The organism is Ottowia thiooxydans DSM 14619, from assembly GCF_000422885.1.
GTDB lineage: Bacteria > Pseudomonadota > Gammaproteobacteria > Burkholderiales > Burkholderiaceae_C > Ottowia > Ottowia thiooxydans.
On sequence record NZ_KE383943.1, the window covers coordinates 374,156 to 393,064 of the forward strand.

Genomic DNA, 18,909 nt, shown 5'->3' on the forward strand with positions numbered 1-18,909 from the left:
GCTCAGAAGTAGGGAGTCCCGCCGAAGCAGGTCTCCTCTGGTTTCCATTTTTCCGCTTGGCGCTCCGAATCCGTCAACCAACCATGCGCTCATGCCCCGCCCAGTAGCGGTCTCGCACGATCTTGCGAGAGATTTTTCCGTTGGGGTTGCGTGGCAACTCCGCTACAAATTCCACAGAGCGTGGCTTCTTGAAATCCGCCAACGCGGTTTTGCAGTGGCTGATCAGCTCTGTATCGTTCGTGTTCTGGCCAGGGCGAAGCACGACCACGGCCTTCACTGATTCGCCCCAAACGTCATCGGGCACCCCCACCACACAAGCTTCATACACGGCAGGGTGCTGGTACAGGGCCTGCTCAATCTCGGTTGGATAGATATTGAACCCACCCGAGATGATCATGTCCTTGCTGCGGTCTACGATATAGACATAGCCTTCAGCGTCAACCTTGGCAAGATCGCCTGTCTTGAGCCAGCCTTGCTCGTTGAAAGCCTGCGCAGTTAGTTCGGGTTCACCCCAGTACCCGGCAAATACATCTGGCCCTCGAACCACAATCTCGCCTACGGCATCCCCACTCACCGGATTACCTTCAGCATCAGCCACGATTAGTTGCGCCTCTCCAATAGGCTGCCCACAAGAAGCTAAACGCGAAGGCACTTCGGCCAAGGCGCGTGCGTGAGATGCCGTGTCGAACAAAATCAAGCCGCCTGTGGTTTCGCCACCGCCATAACCCTGTGACAGCACTGGCCCCAGGGTTTCCCACGCTTCACGAATGCGTGCTGGGGCCATGGGCGCACCGCCATAGGCAATTTGCTTCAAGCTGCTGATGTCGTAGTTGCGAACACCGGGATGGGTGGTCAATTTGTTGAGCATGGTCGGCACCATAAAGGTGTAGCTCACCTTCCAGCGCTCTACGGCAGAAAGAAGCAAGTCAGGATCAAACCGATCTTGGATCAACAAGGTTCCGCCCTGATAGAGAAAGGGCTGCATGAACATGCCGCTCGCGTGTGTGAGCGGGCCACTTAAGCCCAGCACGTCACCCGGGCTCACACGCATGCGGTGCATCCCCACCTTTCGCAGATGCGATAGCCTATTGCCTACGGTCTGCATCGCAGCTTTCAGTTTGCCGGTAGAGCCCGAGGTGTAGTGCAACACCGCAAGATCGTTGGCCTGCATCTCTACATCGGGGCTGAGATCGCTGGCTTGGGCCAGCAGGGACTCATATTCCAGCCAGCCCCCTACCGCTGTTCCGCAAGTCACGTACTGCGACACATCCACGCGGCCCATAATCGATTGAACCAGCTCCGTGTGCGAGTCACCCACGATGAACACACGCGGCCCGCCGTTCTCGATCACATCGACCACCTCATTGGCAGACAGCCGGGCGTTCAGCGGCATCTTGACCAGGCCCGCTTTGTAGAGCGCAATCTCAATTTCCACAATCTGAGGCCTGTTGGCCATCTGGAACGCCACGCGATCACCCTTTTTTAGTCCTAACCCGATCAACGCGTTGGCCAAGCGACTGGAGCGGCGGTCCAGCTCCTGAAAGCTCATGACCTGATCTTGAAAGATCACCGCGGGTTGTTGCGGAAAATACCGTGCATTGCGTGTAACAAATCTGCCCTGATTCATAAAAGTCTCCTGAGATTGCGATGCTCAATGCTTTGTGCACATTGAATGAAGGCAATGCTAGGAGCGCGCTTCCCAACCGTTGATAAGCAGATGGCCGGGTTTGATGCCGCCACGTTATGGCGTGCTTGATTCCGCTGAGTTATCGCACAAAGAGGTTGCGCTATCAACGCAGCGGGCCATCTCAACGAAACTTGCTACGAAGCTCACACTACAACCAATAAGGAGACAACATGAACGAGAAGCCTTGCTGCCCCTCTTCTTCGCCAATCACTCGCAGAAGCGTGCTGCAACTGCTTGGTGCCGGCGCTGCCATCTCCGCACCTGTCTGGAGTTACGCCGCAGCAGCTTATCCAACCGGCCCTGTCACCCTTGTGGTGCCTTTTTCTGCGGGAGGGCAGTTCGACTCCATTGGCCGTGCCGTCGCGCTGGCCATGGCACCTGATCTGGGTAAACCCATGCTCGTAGAAAACACTGGCGGCGCAGGTGGCACCATCGCAGGCGGCAAGGTGGCAAGGGCCAAGCCTGATGGTCAAACCCTTTTGCTCTACGGCGGAAACCTCGCCACCGCTGGCGACATTTACAAATCGCTCGACTACGACCCGTTGAACGACTTCCAGGCTATCTCCCGCCTTAGCTTTGCCCCCCACGTGATCATGGCGTCACCAAGCAGCGGCATGACTACCTTCAAACAATTGAGAGACAAAGTGAACGGCGGCGCCAAACTCTCGTATGGCTCACCCGGCGTGGGCACCTCCATGCATTTGACCTTTGAGCTCGTCAAACAGCAGATGGGGCTTGACATCTTGCACGTGCCCTACAAAGGTGGCGCCAATGTCATGACGGACCTGATTGCTGGCAACATTGATCTGGGCATCATCGCCATCGGCCCTGCGCTCAATTTCATCAAGAGCAAGAAAGTCGTTCCGTTGGGCCTCACCAGCAAAGCGCGCTCTAAAGTGGCCCCTGAGATTCCGTCGCTCTCTGAATTGGGTCTCACAGATCTCGACACCGGAAGCTGGGCCGGTCTCTCAGCTCCCAAAGCCACGCCTGCCAACATTGTGGAGCGACTCAACCAGAGCGTGCTCAAAGCGCTTCAGAGCGCGGATCTAAAGCGTATGTTTGAGGAGCAGGGCTTTATCGCTACGCCCACCACGCCTGCGCAGATGAAAGAATTTGCCGTGCAAGAGGCCAAGGCCTTCAGCTCCGTCATTCGCAATCTCAAGCTTTGAAGAGGCCTGCTATGTCAACAACTCGCGGGCACGCTCACTCAGCACTTCAATGTAGCGCTGTACCAATGGGGAAAGGTAGGCGCCTTTGCGCGAAATCACTCCAATGCGGCGCGGCCAGCCAGCGTCACTTAGGTCCAGTGCCACCAAGCCACGGCCCGCGCCGGAGCGCAATGATTGTTTGCTCATCAAACCGAGCAAGTCGGTACGCCGCAAGATGGAGGGTGCCAGCGTCATAGAGGTGTCGGTCTGAAACACCACATCAGGCGCGGGTAGCCCACCGTCAGCAAAGCGCGCTTCAATCCGGCGCCGCGCCATGACTTGCGGCCCCGGCAGTGCCCACTGCTGTGCAGCCAGGTCCGCAAGCTTCAGATTCTGCTTGTTAAGCAGCGGATGGTGTTCGCGCAAAACTACTCGCAGCTCGTCGTCAAACAAAACCTGGCAGTGAAGGTCATCGGGTTCTACGTCATCAATCGCGTTGACCGTGATGTCTAAATCCCCCAGGCGCAAGGAGCTTAGCAAGGTGTCATTCAAACTGATAGTCACACGCGCCTTGGCGCCCGGTCGCTGCGCCAGCAACTGCACAAAGGCCTCAGTTACCAGGCTATCTGCAAACGGCGGCGACACACCCACGCGGATGGTGCCAATGGCGCCCAGGTGCAAATCCTCGGCCTCTTGCACTGCTTCATCAAGCCCCATGCACACCTGCTTGGCACGCTCGAAGAACACTCCGCCCACCGTCGTCAGGGTCATTCCTTTTGAGGTGCGCTCAAACAGTTGCAAGCCCAGGCTGGCCTCCAGGCGTTGCACCCCCTTGGTCAGCGCAGGTTGTGTCACCCCCAAGCGCTGCGCCGCACGACCCACGTGGCCATGCTCTGCCACCGCCACGAAGTAGCGCAAGTCATCAATTCTCATCGCCACCCCCGAACCGAGTAAACATCATGAACGCCTCTCCATCGACCCTGCAAGCCACTTCAGCTACGAATGCCAGCGAGCCGTTTGAATCGTTTCGCGCTCGATTGAACGAGTATCTTAAGTCCGAGCTGATCCCTCTGGAAAAGCGCCTGGGCCTGGGCTACCAAGATCGCTTTGAGCGTAGTCTCATCCGCTCCATCTGGCAACGCTGCCGCGAGCTAGGGTTCTATGGCGCCCAACTCCCCGTAGCGCTGGGTGGGTGCGGCTTGAGCATTGAGCAACATTGTCTGCTCAAAGACGACGCTGCCGCATCTGGCGCCATTCTGTTCCCCCACGTGCTGGGCGACTGGGGCGGCCCCTCTCGCATAGGCTCATTGGTGAAGTACCTCACACCAAGTCAACGAAGCGAATATCTGGAACCGGTGGTCCACGGTCAAAAAGGCATCTGCTTTGCCATGACCGAACCCCGCTCCGGATCTGATGCCGCCAGCATTCAGACCAGTGCCGTGCGAGACGGTGATCACTACGTTATCAATGGCCGCAAACATTTCATCACCGCATCGACCTTCGCCGACGCAGCCATCTTGATGTGCGTGACTGACCCCTCTGCAGGCGCCAAGGGTATCTCCGCCGTCTTCGTGGATCTAGACGCACCCGGTGTTCGGCTCGATTACGACTGCGTACCCATGAGCGGGCAATTCGTGGATGCAGACATCATCTTTGAAAACGTGCGTGTGCCGGTTAAGAACGTGATCGGCCAGGAGGGACAAGGCTTTCATATTGCCATGAATCGCATCAACACCAATCGTGTATTGCATTGCCCCACGATGCTGGGGCTGGCGCGCCAGACCTATGAACTCTCATTGGAGTATGCGCAACAGCGCAAGCAGTTCGGCGGGGCGATCAGCCGGTTTCAGGCCATTCAACACATGCTGGCTGATATGGCGACCAGCCTCTATGCCTGTGAACATATGATCCTGGCGACTGCGCGCAAGGCTGATAGGGGAGATGACATTCGAACCGAAGCTTCGATGTGCAAGCTCTTCGTTTCCGAGCGCTGCTTTGAGGTGGCAGACAAAGCAGTGCAGATTCACGGCAATGTTGGCGTCACTCAGGATCATCCTGTGGAATTCATCTTCCGCCGATTGCGCATGTACCGCATCGTTACCGGCACCAGCGAGATTCAACGGAACACTATTGCGAAAGGAATTCTGGCGATCGACGCCGCATAGTTTTCAGAAATGCCTGGCTGCGCAGATCAAGCAAAATGGCCTGCTTTGAAAGATAGGAATCATGAATCTATCCAACTTTGATGAACGCCGTGAACTCGACGGGGCTTGTCATTGCAAAGCTGTGCGATTTCGATTGGTTCTTACCAACGGCCTGCGCAGCGCACGACGGTGTAACTGCTCCTATTGCAGCATGCGTGGTGCCGTGGCTGTCTCTGCGAATCTGGATGACCTGCATGTCGTGCAAGGCACCGAAAAACTAACGCTCTATCAGTTCAACACGGGGCAAGCCAAGCACTATTTTTGCTCGGTGTGCGGTATCTACACTTTTCACTCGCGCCGCTCTGATCCAACTCAGTACGGCGTGAATGCCTCTTGCATAGAGGGCTTGAGCCCCTTCGATTTTGATGAAGTCCCCGTTTCGGAAGGACGAAACCACCCCAAGGATCACAACGGCGCTTCGCTGACTGCCGGCTGGCTCAGCTATCGGTCCAATACAGGCAGTTAAGCGCGACGTTGTCCATGGCCCTGGCGATGCGGCCACCTATACGGTCGGTGATGACCGGACCCACACTCTTGCAGGCGACGGTTTCTTTCTTCACGCCATAGCAGGGCTACTGCTGTGTTTCGCGCCTTTCGCTCGGAGCGCCTTCGCCAGGCATCGGGGAAGGAACCCAGGGGCCCATAGGTAACATGGCCGGGTCGGACTGATCAGTAAACCAACGCGCCCGCAGGTCGGTGGTACCAATGAGCTGAAAGCCATCACCGTCCACACGCAAGCCACTACCTTCAGGCAGGCCGAGCACTGGTATGCCAGGGTTGCATACGGCGAATTCGCGCAAGCGTTGCTGGCGCGTTTCACCGCGATGGCCTTCGGGGTGTGCGTCTGTGTAATGCGCGTTGATCTGAAACGGTAGCAGCCCCATCGTGGCGAAGCCCTCAGGGTCGACGATGGGCATGTCGTTGGTGGTGCACAGCGTGGGGCAGGTTATGTTGCTGCCGGCGCTCCAGCCCAGGTAGCGCGCGCCGCCACGCACGCGCTCGGCAATGGCTTGTAGCTGGCCACTTTGGCGCAGGTGGCGCACCAGCGCGAACGTATTGCCACCTCCTACCGCGATGTGGGTGGCTCGCGCGATGGCCTGCAGGGCAGCGCCGCGGTCCTGCACACGATGCAGCGAACGCACGCCGAGGCCAGTGGGTTCCAGAGCATCTCGAACCAGAGTTTCGTAGTCGTCCCATTGGCGGGTCACGCCGGCGTAGGGTACGAACAGCAGTTCGGCGCGGGCGGTGCCGGCCCAGGCGCGGATGTCAGGCAGGGCGTGGGTCAGGTAGCCTTCAGGACTGCTGGAGTTGCTCAGGAGTAGTAGCTGCATGGTGTGGAGGTGGGCGAAGAAGAGAGGTCAGACGCAAGCTCACAGCGCGGGCGTCCATTCGGTGTGCGGCAGAGAGGCTTTCTTTTCTAAGGCCGGTTTTTCGTTAAAGAAGTTCGAGGTTATCGAACTTAAGCTGCCTGCTCAAGCCTGCCAAACCCCGAACCCCGCCGAGCGCAGGTCGATACCGATCTCGATTTCCCGGTCAACTGCCTCGTCGTAAGCCATGGGGTTGAAGCCCTCATACAGGTCAGGTAACAGGCGCAGACCGTACTGCTGCACAAACCGGTTCGCCTGTATGCCCGATTTGTGTTTGTCAAAACGAAGATCAGGGTTCAGGCCCGTCATGCCCACGTACACGCAGGGTTTGCCCTCCACATAGCCTGGGTTGTTTTTACGAAAACGCGGCTCGTAAAGCACGTCTTTGGATAGTTCGACCACATAGACGTGGTGGTGTTTGCGGCGGGGCATGGGGTGTGCGCGGCAGGTGAAGAGGGCACGTTGGGATGGCTAGTGGCTATTTTCCTGTCAGTTTGTGCTGCAGGCATTCACAAAAGGCCGAAGACGGCAGTACTTCACGCTAGCCACCGGCCTTCCGTGCGGGTTCCCAGGGGCGGACGATATGCTCGTCTTTGCGGGCAAGAGCCCACGGTCCTCGCACCTTGCCCGACACACTAATCAAGGCATTCTCGGGCGCATTCAACCGCGGTTTCTAGCTTTAATTGTTACTGGAGTCATCTCATGCGTCGATTCACCCTGCATTCTCTGCTTGCACTATGCCTTGCCACTGGCGCAGTGGGCGCCCACGCAGCCGAAGATTGCGGTTTTCTCCCCACTGAAATGGTCGAGGAGGCTTTTGCCAAGTTTGTGCCTTGGCGCACCCTGGTTGGTGGCGCTGTCGGCCACTGCAGCTTCGCTTCAAATGCGCGTGCTGCGCCAAATATCATCAGCTTCATGCAGCAGTTCAAGCCCTCTAAAGCAGAGGCCAGCACGGTATACGACGAGATGCGCCGAGCTCTCGCGGGCGACTATATCCAGAAGGAGATGAAAGGCCTTGGTGACCGCGCTTTCCGCTATGACCCAAAAGACAGCGGCCAACAAGGCTCACGCACCAGCATCATCGTCACGCAAAAAGATAAGCTGGTGATGACCGTTACGCTGTCTCTTCAGGCCGCCGTGACCGAAGACGACCTGCGCGCCGCTGCCCAACTGGGGCAATTTGCCCTGCGCGGCGCAAACGACCCGGAGACACTGCGCAAAGCTTCGACCTGCCCGTGGTTTGATGAAGGGGGCCTCAAGCGGCTGTTTGGTGGAAAGGCCTACGAGGTTCAGGTGCATGGCGAAAACAGTTGCATGGCGACGGACAAGCAGTCGCGGGTGTTGCTGCTGTCGGCGCTCAAAGCACGTGGCACTGAAATGCAGGATACCTTGCATGCTGGCGACTGCCAAATTCGTAGCGTGCCCGAACTCGCCAGCGATGCGAAGCTCTCGTATGCGTGCAAAGGCGGAAACCCCCGCGCCGCAACCGGTTTTGCGGTCAACGGCACGGTGATCCAGCTGACATGGGCCCCAGCAGGCGTCGAACCAAGTGAAGCAGACAGGGCTGCATTGGTTGAGTTGGCGAAGTCGGCCCGCGCGCTGCAAGCCGCGAGGTAGAGCGGGCCGAGCGTTTGCGTTAACTGTGGCGTAGGGCGACGCGTTTGGTATCGGCGTGAGACTGCGCAAGAAATTAGCGATGAGCGCCAGAGAAATGGCCGCTTATCGCTAATAAAAAAGTGGCATTTACTGCTCAGCAATCACATCTATAAAAACAAGCGGCACCGTGCCCGTGTTGACCAGACCATGTGACTCATTTTTGCGCACGATGGTTACGTCACCGGCTTTGACGGGGTAGTCCTTACCGTCCTTGTCGCGGAACATGCCGGTACCAGACACAATGATGTAGGTGTCTTCGTTGGTCGTGTGTTTGTGGTAGCCAATCGAATCGCCTGGTTGCAACGTGAGCCAGCTGATTTCCTTGATGGCCTGGTCTTTGGTGGGTTGGTCGCGGGTGAACGCGTATTCGCCCGAAAGCGTGCCCTTGCCGCCACCGGCTTCTTTCTTGTCTACCTTGACGAGCTTCTCTTTGGAATACACCTCGGCCTGCGTTGCTGTGGTAGTCACCAGGGAGAAAGCTGCAGCCAGTGTCAGTGCCAATGCGTGGGAATTTTGCATATATGAAAGGCCTCGTAACCGATGTTGAAGTTTGGGCACGGGAGCGGTTGACCACGTGTTCAGCCTGAGAAGGTGTGAACGAATCCCTCATGCCCGCCAAGGTGATGCTAAATGGGCGGCTTGGCGATGCGCCAGCGCGTTTACCCACCCCCCTTTTTAGCTACCGGCTCTTGATAGCCACCAGCGCTATCCCCATAAGCCCGACACCCGTCAATTGAACGGCGTCCAGGGTTCTGCCATACACGACCCAATCCAGCAGCACCGCCGTGAGCGGGTACACATACTGGAGCACGGCCACCCGTCCTAGTGTCATGCAGGTCATGCCCGCAAACAGGATCGCATAGGCCAGTCCTGTGTGTAAGACGCCCAGACCCGCCAGCCAAGCCCATGATGAAACCTGCGTTGGCCAACCGTAAGTGATTGGCGTCCAGGCCAGCACCAGTATGCCTACGGCACATTGCCACCACGCCATGGCGAACGAGGTCACCACTTTCTCTCGCTTGGCAAGGATCGTCACTGCAGCGTAGCTCAGAGAGCCTCCCAGGCAAAGAAGCAAGCCCACCACATAGTCGTGGCCGGACTTTATGTCGTTCACGCTGCCGCTCCACAGCCCAGTCGTGAGGACAAGGCCACCCAGCGCTACGGCGGTAGCAACCTGCTGCCGGCGTGGCACAGCCTCGTGCAATACCACCGCGCTATAGAAAATGAGCCACACCGGCTGGATGTGGAACACGATGGTGGCCACGCCGATGGATGTCAGCGGAATGGCTGCAAAGAACAGTGCCCAGTTCAGCACCATGAAGCCTCCGGCTGCGAGCACGATCCACCAGCTTCGCCCACGAATTCGCAATTCCGCCACCCTGCCCGTCGCCAAACCCCAAACCAGCAAAGCCAACGCACCGAATACGCAGCGGAACCAGACCGTAACAAGCGCAGGCTGATTCGCTTCTTCTGCAAATACCCCCACCGTGCCCAGTATCAGCCCGCCGGCGATGAGCAACCGCTGGCCCTGCTTCTCGCCGGAACGGCCTTGGCCACGGCTGCTCGCTGAGGCGAGTGGGCGGCTTTGAACTCGGTTTTGCATGCGGTGATGCTCGCGGAGCTGAATGGTTTGGTAAAGCAAATAATTCGTAGATGTACTATTCGGTAATCGAATGAGTGGGCGACAATGAAATATCCTGACTTGCAGATTGACTGGTTGCGTGCTCTGGTGGCCGTGGTGGATGCAGGCTCGCTTTCGGCTGCTGCTCCGCTCGTACATCGCTCCCAGGCGGCGGTCAGCATGCAGATCAAGAAACTTGAGGCGGCACTGGGCAAGCCCGTGTTGTTGCGCGGGCCTCGCCATCTGCAATTAACACCGGCTGGCGCGGAGCTGCTCGGCTATGCGCGGCGCATGCTCGCTTTGCAAAGCGAAGCGCAAACAGCGTTGTTCGGCCCGGATCTGTCAGGGCGCGTACGGCTGGGCGTTCCGGATGATTACGCCTCTCGCTACCTCACACCCATGCTGCGCAGCTTCGCTGGGCGCTATCTGGGCGTAGAGATTGAGCTGACCTGTGAGCAATCTACCTCTCTCATACCCAAGGTCGTGCGGGGTGAGTTGGACTTGGCCCTGATCTCCCGAGACAAGCCCCAGCGAGGGCGTTTACTGTTTCACGAGCCGCTGGTTTGGGTGGGCGCACCTCAGCACGAGATATGGCGAAAAAGCCCGATGCCCATCGCTGTCTATGAAGCAGGAAGCATGGCCAGAACAGCCGCTCTTTCCAGCTTGGCCGCGCAGGGCAGGGAGCACCGTGTCGTGTACCACAGCTCCAGTCTGGCCGGGCAGTTGGCGGCGGTGGAGAGCGGCCTTGCCGTCGCGGTGTTTACGCGTTGCAGCGTGCCACCGCATCTGCAAGTACTGAACAACCTTCCCATGGGGTTTGAGCTGCCTGCGCTGGTCTCCATGGAAGTGGCTGCGCTGCGCAGCAAGGAATCACAGCGTTCAGCCGCCGTGGATGCCATGTATGACCAAATGCTGAAGACTTTGAGCAATGCTGGTGGCTCGGTAGAGGTTGAGCGCTAAGTGTGTGCGACCGCACCGGGTATTATTTCGGTATTCTATGGATGAATAACGATGCCGCTGGCGTAGAGCATGAGATGCTTTCCGCTGCGGCGAAAAGGTACCCGCCATGCTGAAACGCCGCTCATTCGCCACGAAGCTAGCTTTTGCCCTTGGTGGATGGCTGCTTGCCACCTCCGCCTGGGCGGACCGAATGGTCGCGGACCAGATTGGCCGCCAGGTTCGTATTCCCGATCACGTGACCCGTGTGGTCGTCCTGCAGCATCAGACTCTCAACATTGCCGTGCAACTGGGCGCCGTGGATAAAGTAGTTGGTGTGCTCGATGAGTGGAAAAAGCAACTCGGTTCAAGGTACGTGAGGCTGGCTCCCAGACTGCAGGATTTGCCAATGCCGGGTGGCCTGACCAAGGTCAACATAGAGGAGATTTTGAAGCTCAAGCCGGATGTGGTGTTCGTCACCAGCTATGCACCAGCGGACATGATTCAGCAAATGGAGCGCGCGGGCGTTGCCGTTGTTGCCATCTCGTTGATTGACGTGCCGCCGCAGGAAGCGGTGAAGTTAAACCCGATCGTCAAGGACGAACCGAAGGCGATCGATGCTGGCTTCGCCACAGCCGTGCGGTTGATTGCCGACATTCTCGATCGCAAGAAGCAGGGCGAGGAGATGATTGCGGTAACAACGAAGAGCCGCGCCCTCATCGCCAAACGCCTGGTTGATATCCCGGATAGCAAGCGGGTGGCCGTTTACATGGCTAACCCGAATCTGGTGACCTATGGCCGTGGTAAATACACCGGCCTGATGATGGAGCGGGCCGGAGCACGCAATGTCGCGCAGGAAATCATTGGCTTCAAGCAGGTGACCATGGAAGACGTTCTCAAGTGGAACCCGACCGTCATTTTTGTGCAAGAACGTTATCCCACCGTGGTGGATGAGATCCAATCAACGGCTTCCTGGCGGACGATTGATGCGGTTAAGAATGGCCGCGTCTTGCTGATGCCTGAATATGCCAAGGCTTGGGGTCACCCTATGCCGGAGGCCATGGCGCTCGGTGAGCTCTGGATGGCGAAAGAGCTGTATCCGGAGCGCTTCAAAGATATCGACATGCAGAAAGAAGCGGACGCCTACTACAGGGAGTTTTACCGCGTCGACTATCGCGCTCCCCAATGAGTAGTGAGGGAGTCAGTGTGGATCAGGTTGCGGGGCGCTCTGCCCGAGCGACGATCGCCGTCCTCCTGATAATTCTGTTGGTCATGGCGGTCGCCTCGCTTGGGATCGGTCGCTACGATATTTCTTTTGCGCGAGTGGTGGAAATTCTTCTCTCGCCCATTCGCCAGCCGGGCATGGCGGTGACGCCCACAGAGGCCAATGTGATTTTTACCGTACGCATGCCGCGCATTCTTTTGGCGCTCGCGGCTGGGGCTGGTCTGGCTTTGTCGGGTGCGGCGCTTCAAGGGGTTTTTAGGAATCCGCTGGTCGGCCCACAGGTCGTTGGCGTGTCGTCAGGGGCTGCATTCGGCGGAACGCTCGCCATTCTCCTTAACTTACCGCAATATGGCCTGTTGGGATCTGCCTTTGTTTTCGGGTTATCCGCGCTTGTACTGGTCTATGCCTTGAACGGCATTGTGGCGCGCCGAAATATATTGGCGCTGGTGTTGGCCGGGGTTGTCATCTCAGGTTTTTTCGGTGCGCTGGTGAGCCTTTTGCAATACCTTGCCGATACCGAAGACAAGCTGCCCGCCATGGTGTTCTGGCTGCTTGGCAGCTTTGCCACCGCAAACTGGGAGAGGTTCTCTTTGGTAGCAGCTCCGGTCTTGCTGGGCGGCTTGCTGGTCCTCGGCCTGCGTTGGCGCATCAATCTTCTGTCCATGGGCGATGAAGACGCGCATTCGCTCGGTATCAATGCCCCTCAGTTGCGCTGGATAGTGCTTGTGCTCGTTTCCTGCATCGTCGCCGCTCAGGTGGCGGTGAGCGGGATCATCGGATGGGTGGGGCTGGTCGTGCCGCACATGGCTCGCATGCTCGTAGGGCCCGATCACCGGGTCATGATGCCAGCGTCGTTGATCATCGGAGCCATCTATCTGTTGATGATCGATACAGTGGCACGCAGCGCCACGGCCACGGAAATCCCGCTTGGTATTTTGACCGCATTGATCGGCACGCCCGTTTTCGCGCTGGTCCTGAGGAAGACACAGCGGAGCTCGAATGGTTTCTGATCCGGCTATGCTGCACTTGAGGGACGCTGGTCACTCTTACGACGGTAAGCGCTGGCAGTTTCGCGCGCTCGATCTCGAACTGCGGGCGGGTGAGATCACGGCGATCCTTGGCCCCAACGGACGTGGAAAATCGACTCTGCTTCGCGTGCTGGCTGGATTGTTGAAACCCACCACCGGCCTTGCCCAAGTCAACCCGCGTACCGGTTTCGTGCCGCAAGATTTTTCCGGCTCCTTTCCCTATTCGGTGTTAGATGTGGTGCTGATGGGGCGCGCCCGGCATATTGCGCTCTTTGGGACGCCTGGCAAAGCAGATGTTGGCAAAGCGCTGGAAGCTTTGAAAGCTACCGGTATGGCTGGTTACGCCAAGCGCAGTATTGCTTCCTTGTCGGGCGGAGAACGCCAACTCGTACTGATTGCTCGGGCACTGGCTGGCGAAAATGACGTGTTACTGCTGGATGAGCCCGCGTCCGCACTGGATCTGAAAAATCAGGACGTTGTTCTGACCTTGCTCGGCAGACTGGCTGACAGCGGAAAACTGGCCATTGCCTTCACAACCCATCAACCCAATCACGCAGCGGCGATGGCCGACAAGGTGCTTCTGATGTTGCCTACCGCGCAAACGCTTTTTGGCGCAACCGATGAGGTCATGACAGAAACCCACCTGGAAGCGCTTTATGGCTTGCCGGTACGCGCCGTGCCGTTCTCCGGAAGTACGCCAAGTCAAACCGCTTTCATTCCACTGTTTCGGCAAAGACGAAGAGAGGAAAACACCCGTGGATGACAGTGTTCAGCTTTTCTCAGCCGGCAGCTTGCGGCACGCCATTCCCGAGATTACCGAGGCTTTCACGCAGGCTACCGGTATCCATGTATCCGTCGTGCTCGGTCCAGCCGGGCTGCTGCGCGAACGGATCGAGGCGGGGGAGCGGTTTGATCTTTTCACGTCGGCCAACATGGCGCATCCTCAGCGCTTAGTAGACAGCGGGTTGGTTGAAGAAGCCGTGTGCTTCGCCCGCAATCGGTTGTGTGTGCTCACACGCGCAGGCTTTGGACTTGGCAGCGAAAACTTCGTGGACGTTTTGTCAGATCCGGCCATCTCGGTCGGCATCTCCACGCCGAAAGATGACCCTTCAGGAGACTATGCATTCGAAATGTTCGATCTTCTGGGAGAGCGGCATCCGGGTCTCGCCCAGGCCCTCAAGGCCCGAGCCCTGCAACTGGTGGGTGGTCGTCATTCGCCGGTGGGAAAGAGCGCGGTTGATCTGATTACGGAGGGCGCCGCCGATCTTTTCATAGGCTACGCAACGTACTCACATTTATACGAGACCAACCCTGCGGTCAGCATGGTGGAGCTACCTGCAGAGTTTTCACCAAAAATCAAGTATGGGTTGGCCTTGCGCGAGGGGGCCCCACAGACGACGCGTACGCTGCGAGACTTTATTCTTTCCGAGCCAGGGCAAGCCATTCTGCAGAGGAACGGCTTCCTGTCTGCCAAGCCGGGGGCTCTGTACCCCGCTACGTCTCAGAATCGTTCCAAGCGCTAGTGTCGTGAGTAGGAAGTTCGCTGAAGATACTAATCTGTCGAAATCGGAGTCAGGCAAGGAGCAAACCGCAGGGATACCGAGTGGTATCGCGAGGAGTTGTGACGCCGCATGGCGTTGATTCTCGACGGATTTGTTCAGCGAACTTCTAATTCACGACACTAAGGACGCTCGGCGTAACTCCTCGCGGCGTGTGATATCGCGGGCTCGAGCCGTCTGCCGCGTTGTATTTCCTGCCAATAGCCGTGCTATTGGCCGCAAAACGCGCCTTGCATCCCATCCCGACCCGCACTACCCACGAGCGTCGAGTTTTGCAGAGCATCCCTAGTCGCTTTGAGTTTTGCACAGGACTCGGCTGAGTGTCGTGATTTCTACGCCTTGATTTATTGTCATACAATTTAATGAAATTGTCATATACTAATTTTGTGATCAAAAAAGCCCCCACATCTGCTGCCCAGGTAACGCATGAGCCCGTACCCGCACAGGTGCGTCAGCAAGTTGCCGGTGCATTGCGCAACTCCCTGGAGGGCGGAAAGTTCACCCCGGGTGAACGCCTGATTGAGCGAGACCTTTGTGTGCAGATGGGGGTGTCACGCCCCTCGCTGCGCGAGGCCCTGCGCGAACTGGAAAGTGAAGGCCTTGTGACGAGCATCGCGAATCGGGGTGTCTTCGTCAGCGTTCTCAGTGTCCGGGACGTTCGCGAGATCTACGAGGTACGCGAGCAACTCGAGGGATTGATTGCAGCGCGCTTCGCGCAATTTGCTTCACGCACGCAACTCGCGCGCTTTGAGTCTGCGGCCCACTGCCTCTTTGACGCGTATGAGTGCCCGGAAGAACTTATCTCTGCAAGGCGGGACTTCTATGAGGCTCTCTGGGACGGGGCTGACCACGACCTGGCGACCTCCATGCTGCGTGGCATCCAACTGCGAGCCAATCAACTGCGCCGTATGACTCTCGCAGACCCTGATCGCATGCAGGAAAGCGTCCTTGAAACGAAGGAGCTTGTCGCGGCAATTCGCGCCCGCGACCCAGGCGCTGCTGCGGAGGTTGCAAAACTGCACGTGCGCAAGGCGGCGACTACCGCGCTGCGTTTGATGGAGCGCGACGCCGTATCCGTACACGCGCGCATCGCTTAGCGAAGACCCTGCCGTCCTCCGAATTTCCTGGGTTCACCGTATTTTTGTTCCACTCAATCTGGAGTTCACCGTGCTTTCAAGACTCTTTCGGAACGGCGCTACTGCGCTTTCACTGGTAGTTGCCGCGGCCACAAGCGCACCATCCATGGCACAGAGTTTTCCGGATCGTCCACTCAAACTGATCGTCCCGTTCGCCGCTGGCGGCGGGACGGATGTCGTAGGGCGTGGGATAGCGGTTGCATTGGGTAGCGAATTGGGGCAACCGGTCATCGTTGACAACCGCGGAGGGGCAGGCACCGCTATTGGTTCGGATGCAGTTGCCAAGTCTCCGCCTGATGGTTACACGATGCTCCTGAATGGGGGCTCCTTGTCCTACCTCCACGCCTTCGTCGCCAAGCTTCCGTTCGACACGGAAAAGGACTTCCGCCGCATCTCCACTGTTTCAGAACAACCCTTTGTTCTGACGGTGAGCAAAAGCCTTCCGGTGCGGAGTGTCGCCGAATTCGTGGCACTCGCAAAATCCAAACCGAAGACGTTGAACTTCGTGAGCGCAGGAGTCGGAAGCACCACCCACATGGAGTCCGAATTGCTTTGGCGCGAAATGGGAGTAAGCCTCATACATGTACCCTACAGAGGCACGGCCCCGGCGGTTGCCGATTTGTTAGCTGGGCATGTCAACGTGATGTACACGACCCTAGCTGCCGCAGCCGAACTGATCCGAACTGACAAGATCAAGGCACTCGCAGTCAGTTCTGCCACAAGGAGCAACGCTTTTCCTGATATTCCGACGATTGGAGAAGCTCTGAGGAATAAGTTCTCTCAGGCCAGCACGCTTTCGCTTTTCGTGCCGGCTGCCACACCCACGCCGGTTGCAGAGCGCCTCTTCGCCGCTACCCGCGCTGCATTGGCAGACCCCGCGCTCGTCTCACGCTTCAAGGAACAGGGCCTTACACCGATATCCTCCAAAACCCTCGCGGACGCAGAGGCGCACCAGAAGGCCGAGATGGCGCGCTGGGGAGCTATCGCCAAGGCGTTGGATATCAAGCCGGAGTGAACTTGACATGACGACGTTGCTGAAGAGTCGCGAATTCACGGTCAATGGATTGCGCGCACGTGTTCAAGGCCAAGGCCGGCGAGTGGTCTTTGTACACGGCGTCGGCTCTTACCTCGAGAGCTGGGATGGTGTGATGGCGGAGATGGGCGCGGGTACGGAGGGACTGGCCTTCGATCTGCGCGGCCACGGCAGATCGGAACGCACTCCCGGTCCTTATAGCCTGACGGGTTTCTGCGAAGACCTGAGGAGCCTCGTCGATCATTGTGCTTGGGATCAATTCGATCTGGTCGGCTTCTCCCTTGGTGGCCTGATTGCACAAGCCTGTGCGCTGCAAATGCCTGATCGCCTTGCCACGCTGACCATTGTTAGCTCGGTGGCTGGTCGAACTCCCGAAGAAGCCGAGCGTGCACGCCAGCGCTCGCAAAGCCTCGCAGACCTTGGCCCACTGGCGCACTTGTCGGGGTCCGTGGATCGCTGGTTCTCGGACGACTTTCGCCGGCAGCATCCAGAGGTGGTTGAGGAGCGCATAGCGCGTTCCAAGGACATGGATGGGCGTTGCTTCTCCGATGCCTACGAAGTACTCGCGAACAACGACCTCATCGATCGCTTGCACGAGATTCACATCCCCACGCTGGTGATGACTGGTGAACACGACGTGGGATCTAACCCGCGGATGGCAAAACGCATGGGTGAGTCGATTCGGGGCGCAGAGGTCCACATCCTTGCGGGGTTGCGGCACAGCGTACTTATCGAGGCACCCCACCTGGTGGGTGGATTGCTGCGCGAGTTCCATGCCCGGCATCCGCGCTGAACACTGGCCACCGACCTTCATCATTCAACAGGAGAAACCCAATTGCCATTTCATGTTCGCAAAATCGTGACCTTCAAGGAACTCATGCTCGTGGAAGGAGGTCGCGCACTCGCGAAGCCCATCGAGTTGATCGCAGTGGCTGCGATCATTCGGAATCCGTGGTCTGGCCGTGGTTTCGTCGAGGATCTTCGCCCCGAGCAACTCGATGGATGCGCGCAACTCGGTCGCACGATGGCGGAGCATATGGTGCGTGAGGTGGGTGATGTGTCGCGTGTGGAGTCATACGGAAAAGCGGCAGCTGTGGGCATGGATGGAGAGGTCGAGCACGCTTCTGCCGTGATCCACAACCTGCGATTTGGAAACCAGTACCGCAACGCGATGAAGGCAGAGAGCTACCTGTCGTTCACCAATAAGCGTGGCGGACCCAATACCTCGATTCAGATCCCGATGAAACATCTGCACGAGACCTCGGCCCGCTCGCACTTCGTGACCTTCGAGTTCTCGGTGCCTGACGCACCGCACCAGGACGAGATCCTCGTCGCTATTGGTGCCGCGACGGGCGGTCGCGCACATCCGCGCATAGGGGATAGGCATCTCGATAACGAAGAACTGCGATCGGAAAGTGCAGCGGTAGCTGCGTAAAAGCGGATTGCACTTTCTATTGGCAGCGGTAGGGTCCTGCGCGGTACGTCAGGGCCCTGTTCCAACTCACGACACTAGAGTTCGTGCTCTTGCGGAGTCAAGCCGCCTGAGTGTTCCCGACCATTATGAGGTGCGTTAAATCATCCGCCGTCAGATTGCCCAACGGCCGGTCGACAAACTTGCGGCCTGCACCCATGATGACCACGCGGTCGGCTAAGGCCACTACATCGCGCATGTTGTGGCTGATCAGCAGCACAGTACGGCCATCTGTTTTCAGTTTGCGGATAAGGTCCAAAACCAGCGCTGTTTCCTTGACCCCTAGTGCGGCTGTGGGCTCATCCATGATGATGATTTCGGCGTTCCAGCGCAGGGCGCGCGCAATAGCCACTGCCTGGCGTTGCCCGCCGGAAAATCGTTCAACCGGGCGCGTCATGTCAGTCACGCCTGCCGACAATCCGGACAAGTAGCGCTGTGATTCGGAGATCATCTTGGCCTTGTCGAGCACGCGCAGAAAAGGCAAGCCGAAGGGCTTGGTCAGCTCTGAGCCCATGAACACATTGGCTGCGATGGAGAGGCGGGGGGCGAGTGCGAGATCCTGGTAGATCGTGGCCACGCCTTTTTCCAGCGCATCATGGGGAGACCTGAACCTGACGGTTTCCCCGCGCAAGCTCATGGAGCCTGAGGTGGCTTCTTCGGCACCAGAGATGACCTTGATCAGGCTGGATTTTCCGGCACCGTTGTCACCGCAGAGCGCGACCACCTCTCCGGGATAAATGTCGAGGTCAACGTCGCGCACGGCCACGACCGCGCCGTAGCTCTTGCCGATACCGCGCAGCGAGAGTAGGGGAGTGGGAGCGGTCATGGGTGTTTTTCA

20 protein-coding genes are annotated in these 18,909 nt (G+C 58.1%); 13 read left to right on the plus strand and 7 right to left on the minus strand.

The genetic code is table 11. The features are described 5' to 3' along the window. Positions 1–73: 73 nt before the first annotated feature. Positions 74–1,627 (minus strand): class I adenylate-forming enzyme family protein, encoded by a 1,554-nt coding sequence (locus G518_RS0130955; RefSeq protein ID WP_028605778.1) that lies wholly within the window; start codon positions 1,625–1,627, stop codon positions 74–76. A 230-nt stretch (positions 1,628–1,857) separates the two neighbouring features. Here G518_RS0130955 and G518_RS0130960 point away from each other — a divergent pair, with 230 nt between their 5' ends. Further along, positions 1,858–2,856, plus strand: a complete 999-nt coding sequence (locus G518_RS0130960; protein ID WP_051237595.1) for a Bug family tripartite tricarboxylate transporter substrate binding protein — start codon at positions 1,858–1,860, stop codon at positions 2,854–2,856. A gap of 9 nt (positions 2,857–2,865) precedes the next feature. On the opposite strand, the gene G518_RS0130965 is transcribed toward G518_RS0130960, so the two are convergent. After that, positions 2,866–3,768 carry a LysR family transcriptional regulator gene (locus G518_RS0130965; RefSeq protein WP_028605780.1) on the minus strand — a complete coding sequence of 301 codons (903 nt, stop codon included), beginning with the start codon at positions 3,766–3,768 and terminating at the stop codon, positions 2,866–2,868. Between the two features lie 26 nt (positions 3,769–3,794). Here G518_RS0130965 and G518_RS0130970 point away from each other — a divergent pair, with 26 nt between their 5' ends. Beyond that, the gene (locus G518_RS0130970; RefSeq protein WP_084652407.1) at positions 3,795–5,000 is read left to right on the plus strand and encodes an acyl-CoA dehydrogenase family protein; all 1,206 of its coding nucleotides are present in this window, start codon (positions 3,795–3,797) and stop codon (positions 4,998–5,000) included. A 61-nt stretch (positions 5,001–5,061) separates the two neighbouring features. Further along, positions 5,062–5,505 carry a GFA family protein gene (locus G518_RS0130975; protein WP_028605782.1) on the plus strand — a complete coding sequence of 148 codons (444 nt, stop codon included), beginning with the start codon at positions 5,062–5,064 and terminating at the stop codon, positions 5,503–5,505. Positions 5,506–5,611: 106 nt separating this feature from the next. Here G518_RS0130975 and pepE read toward each other — a convergent pair whose 3' ends face one another. Together pepE and G518_RS0130985 are read right to left on the minus strand one after the other, a co-directional pair. Then, positions 5,612–6,370, minus strand: a complete 759-nt coding sequence (pepE, locus tag G518_RS0130980) for a dipeptidase PepE (RefSeq protein ID WP_028605783.1) — start codon at positions 6,368–6,370, stop codon at positions 5,612–5,614. 141 nt (positions 6,371–6,511) lie between these two features. Beyond that, the gene (locus tag G518_RS0130985) at positions 6,512–6,838 is read right to left on the minus strand and encodes a hypothetical protein (protein WP_028605784.1); all 327 of its coding nucleotides are present in this window, start codon (positions 6,836–6,838) and stop codon (positions 6,512–6,514) included. A 270-nt stretch (positions 6,839–7,108) separates the two neighbouring features. On the opposite strand from G518_RS0130985, the gene G518_RS0130990 reads away from it, so the two are divergent. Further along, positions 7,109–8,023 carry a hypothetical protein gene (locus G518_RS0130990; protein WP_028605785.1) on the plus strand — a complete coding sequence of 305 codons (915 nt, stop codon included), beginning with the start codon at positions 7,109–7,111 and terminating at the stop codon, positions 8,021–8,023. Positions 8,024–8,149: 126 nt separating this feature from the next. On the opposite strand, the gene G518_RS0130995 is transcribed toward G518_RS0130990, so the two are convergent. Both G518_RS0130995 and G518_RS0131000 read right to left on the minus strand, forming a co-directional pair. Further along, entirely contained in the window at positions 8,150–8,581 is a 432-nt protein-coding gene (locus G518_RS0130995; protein ID WP_245598213.1) for a cupin domain-containing protein, read from the minus strand. A gap of 160 nt (positions 8,582–8,741) precedes the next feature. After that, positions 8,742–9,665, minus strand: coding sequence for a DMT family transporter (locus G518_RS0131000; RefSeq protein ID WP_028605787.1), 924 nt, complete (start codon positions 9,663–9,665; stop codon positions 8,742–8,744). A gap of 84 nt (positions 9,666–9,749) precedes the next feature. Here G518_RS0131000 and G518_RS0131005 point away from each other — a divergent pair, with 84 nt between their 5' ends. From G518_RS0131005 to G518_RS0131045, 9 genes are all read left to right on the plus strand, one after another. Next, positions 9,750–10,643: a LysR family transcriptional regulator gene (locus G518_RS0131005; RefSeq protein WP_028605788.1), complete on the plus strand. Its 894-nt coding sequence runs from the start codon at positions 9,750–9,752 to the stop codon at positions 10,641–10,643. A gap of 106 nt (positions 10,644–10,749) precedes the next feature. Further along, positions 10,750–11,808 carry an ABC transporter substrate-binding protein gene (locus G518_RS0131010; RefSeq protein ID WP_028605789.1) on the plus strand — a complete coding sequence of 353 codons (1,059 nt, stop codon included), beginning with the start codon at positions 10,750–10,752 and terminating at the stop codon, positions 11,806–11,808. Further along, complete coding sequence (locus G518_RS0131015) at positions 11,805–12,854, plus strand: FecCD family ABC transporter permease (RefSeq protein ID WP_051237597.1); 1,050 nt, start codon at positions 11,805–11,807, stop codon at positions 12,852–12,854. The genes G518_RS0131010 and G518_RS0131015 overlap by 4 nt, the downstream gene beginning before the upstream one ends. Beyond that, complete coding sequence (locus tag G518_RS0131020) at positions 12,844–13,635, plus strand: ABC transporter ATP-binding protein (RefSeq protein WP_028605791.1); 792 nt, start codon at positions 12,844–12,846, stop codon at positions 13,633–13,635. Before G518_RS0131015 ends, G518_RS0131020 begins: the two co-directional genes overlap by 11 nt. Further along, positions 13,628–14,395 (plus strand): molybdate ABC transporter substrate-binding protein, encoded by a 768-nt coding sequence (locus tag G518_RS37810; protein ID WP_051237598.1) that lies wholly within the window; start codon positions 13,628–13,630, stop codon positions 14,393–14,395. Before G518_RS0131020 ends, G518_RS37810 begins: the two co-directional genes overlap by 8 nt. Before the next feature lie 422 nt (positions 14,396–14,817). Next, the gene (locus G518_RS37815) at positions 14,818–15,528 is read left to right on the plus strand and encodes a GntR family transcriptional regulator (protein ID WP_051237599.1); all 711 of its coding nucleotides are present in this window, start codon (positions 14,818–14,820) and stop codon (positions 15,526–15,528) included. 70 nt (positions 15,529–15,598) lie between these two features. Then, entirely contained in the window at positions 15,599–16,582 is a 984-nt protein-coding gene (locus tag G518_RS0131035; protein ID WP_028605792.1) for a Bug family tripartite tricarboxylate transporter substrate binding protein, read from the plus strand. A gap of 7 nt (positions 16,583–16,589) precedes the next feature. Then, positions 16,590–17,393, plus strand: coding sequence for an alpha/beta fold hydrolase (locus G518_RS0131040; protein WP_036596640.1), 804 nt, complete (start codon positions 16,590–16,592; stop codon positions 17,391–17,393). A 42-nt stretch (positions 17,394–17,435) separates the two neighbouring features. After that, positions 17,436–18,035 (plus strand): amino acid synthesis family protein, encoded by a 600-nt coding sequence (locus tag G518_RS0131045; RefSeq protein ID WP_028605794.1) that lies wholly within the window; start codon positions 17,436–17,438, stop codon positions 18,033–18,035. A 97-nt stretch (positions 18,036–18,132) separates the two neighbouring features. Here G518_RS0131045 and G518_RS0131050 read toward each other — a convergent pair whose 3' ends face one another. Beyond that, entirely contained in the window at positions 18,133–18,897 is a 765-nt protein-coding gene (locus G518_RS0131050) for an ATP-binding cassette domain-containing protein (protein ID WP_028605795.1), read from the minus strand. Positions 18,898–18,909 lie beyond the last annotated feature (12 nt).

Bases quoted from the DNA above. Each gene is read 5' to 3' on its own strand.
- G518_RS0130955 (WP_028605778.1), bottom strand. From the start codon at position 1,627: ATGAATCAGGGCAGATTTGTTACACGCAATGCACGGTATTTTCCGCAA.
- G518_RS0130960 (WP_051237595.1), top strand. From the start codon at position 1,858: ATGAACGAGAAGCCTTGCTGCCCCTCTTCTTCGCCAATCACTCGCAGA.
- G518_RS0130965 (WP_028605780.1), bottom strand. From the start codon at position 3,768: ATGAGAATTGATGACTTGCGCTACTTCGTGGCGGTGGCAGAGCATGGC.
- G518_RS0130970 (WP_084652407.1), top strand. From the start codon at position 3,795: ATGAACGCCTCTCCATCGACCCTGCAAGCCACTTCAGCTACGAATGCC.
- G518_RS0130975 (WP_028605782.1), top strand. From the start codon at position 5,062: ATGAATCTATCCAACTTTGATGAACGCCGTGAACTCGACGGGGCTTGT.
- pepE (WP_028605783.1), bottom strand. From the start codon at position 6,370: ATGCAGCTACTACTCCTGAGCAACTCCAGCAGTCCTGAAGGCTACCTG.
- G518_RS0130985 (WP_028605784.1), bottom strand. From the start codon at position 6,838: ATGCCCCGCCGCAAACACCACCACGTCTATGTGGTCGAACTATCCAAA.
- G518_RS0130990 (WP_028605785.1), top strand. From the start codon at position 7,109: ATGCGTCGATTCACCCTGCATTCTCTGCTTGCACTATGCCTTGCCACT.
- G518_RS0130995 (WP_245598213.1), bottom strand. From the start codon at position 8,581: ATGCAAAATTCCCACGCATTGGCACTGACACTGGCTGCAGCTTTCTCC.
- G518_RS0131000 (WP_028605787.1), bottom strand. From the start codon at position 9,665: ATGCAAAACCGAGTTCAAAGCCGCCCACTCGCCTCAGCGAGCAGCCGT.
- G518_RS0131005 (WP_028605788.1), top strand. From the start codon at position 9,750: ATGAAATATCCTGACTTGCAGATTGACTGGTTGCGTGCTCTGGTGGCC.
- G518_RS0131010 (WP_028605789.1), top strand. From the start codon at position 10,750: ATGCTGAAACGCCGCTCATTCGCCACGAAGCTAGCTTTTGCCCTTGGT.
- G518_RS0131015 (WP_051237597.1), top strand. From the start codon at position 11,805: ATGAGTAGTGAGGGAGTCAGTGTGGATCAGGTTGCGGGGCGCTCTGCC.
- G518_RS0131020 (WP_028605791.1), top strand. From the start codon at position 12,844: ATGGTTTCTGATCCGGCTATGCTGCACTTGAGGGACGCTGGTCACTCT.
- G518_RS0131040 (WP_036596640.1), top strand. From the start codon at position 16,590: ATGACGACGTTGCTGAAGAGTCGCGAATTCACGGTCAATGGATTGCGC.
- G518_RS0131050 (WP_028605795.1), bottom strand. From the start codon at position 18,897: ATGACCGCTCCCACTCCCCTACTCTCGCTGCGCGGTATCGGCAAGAGC.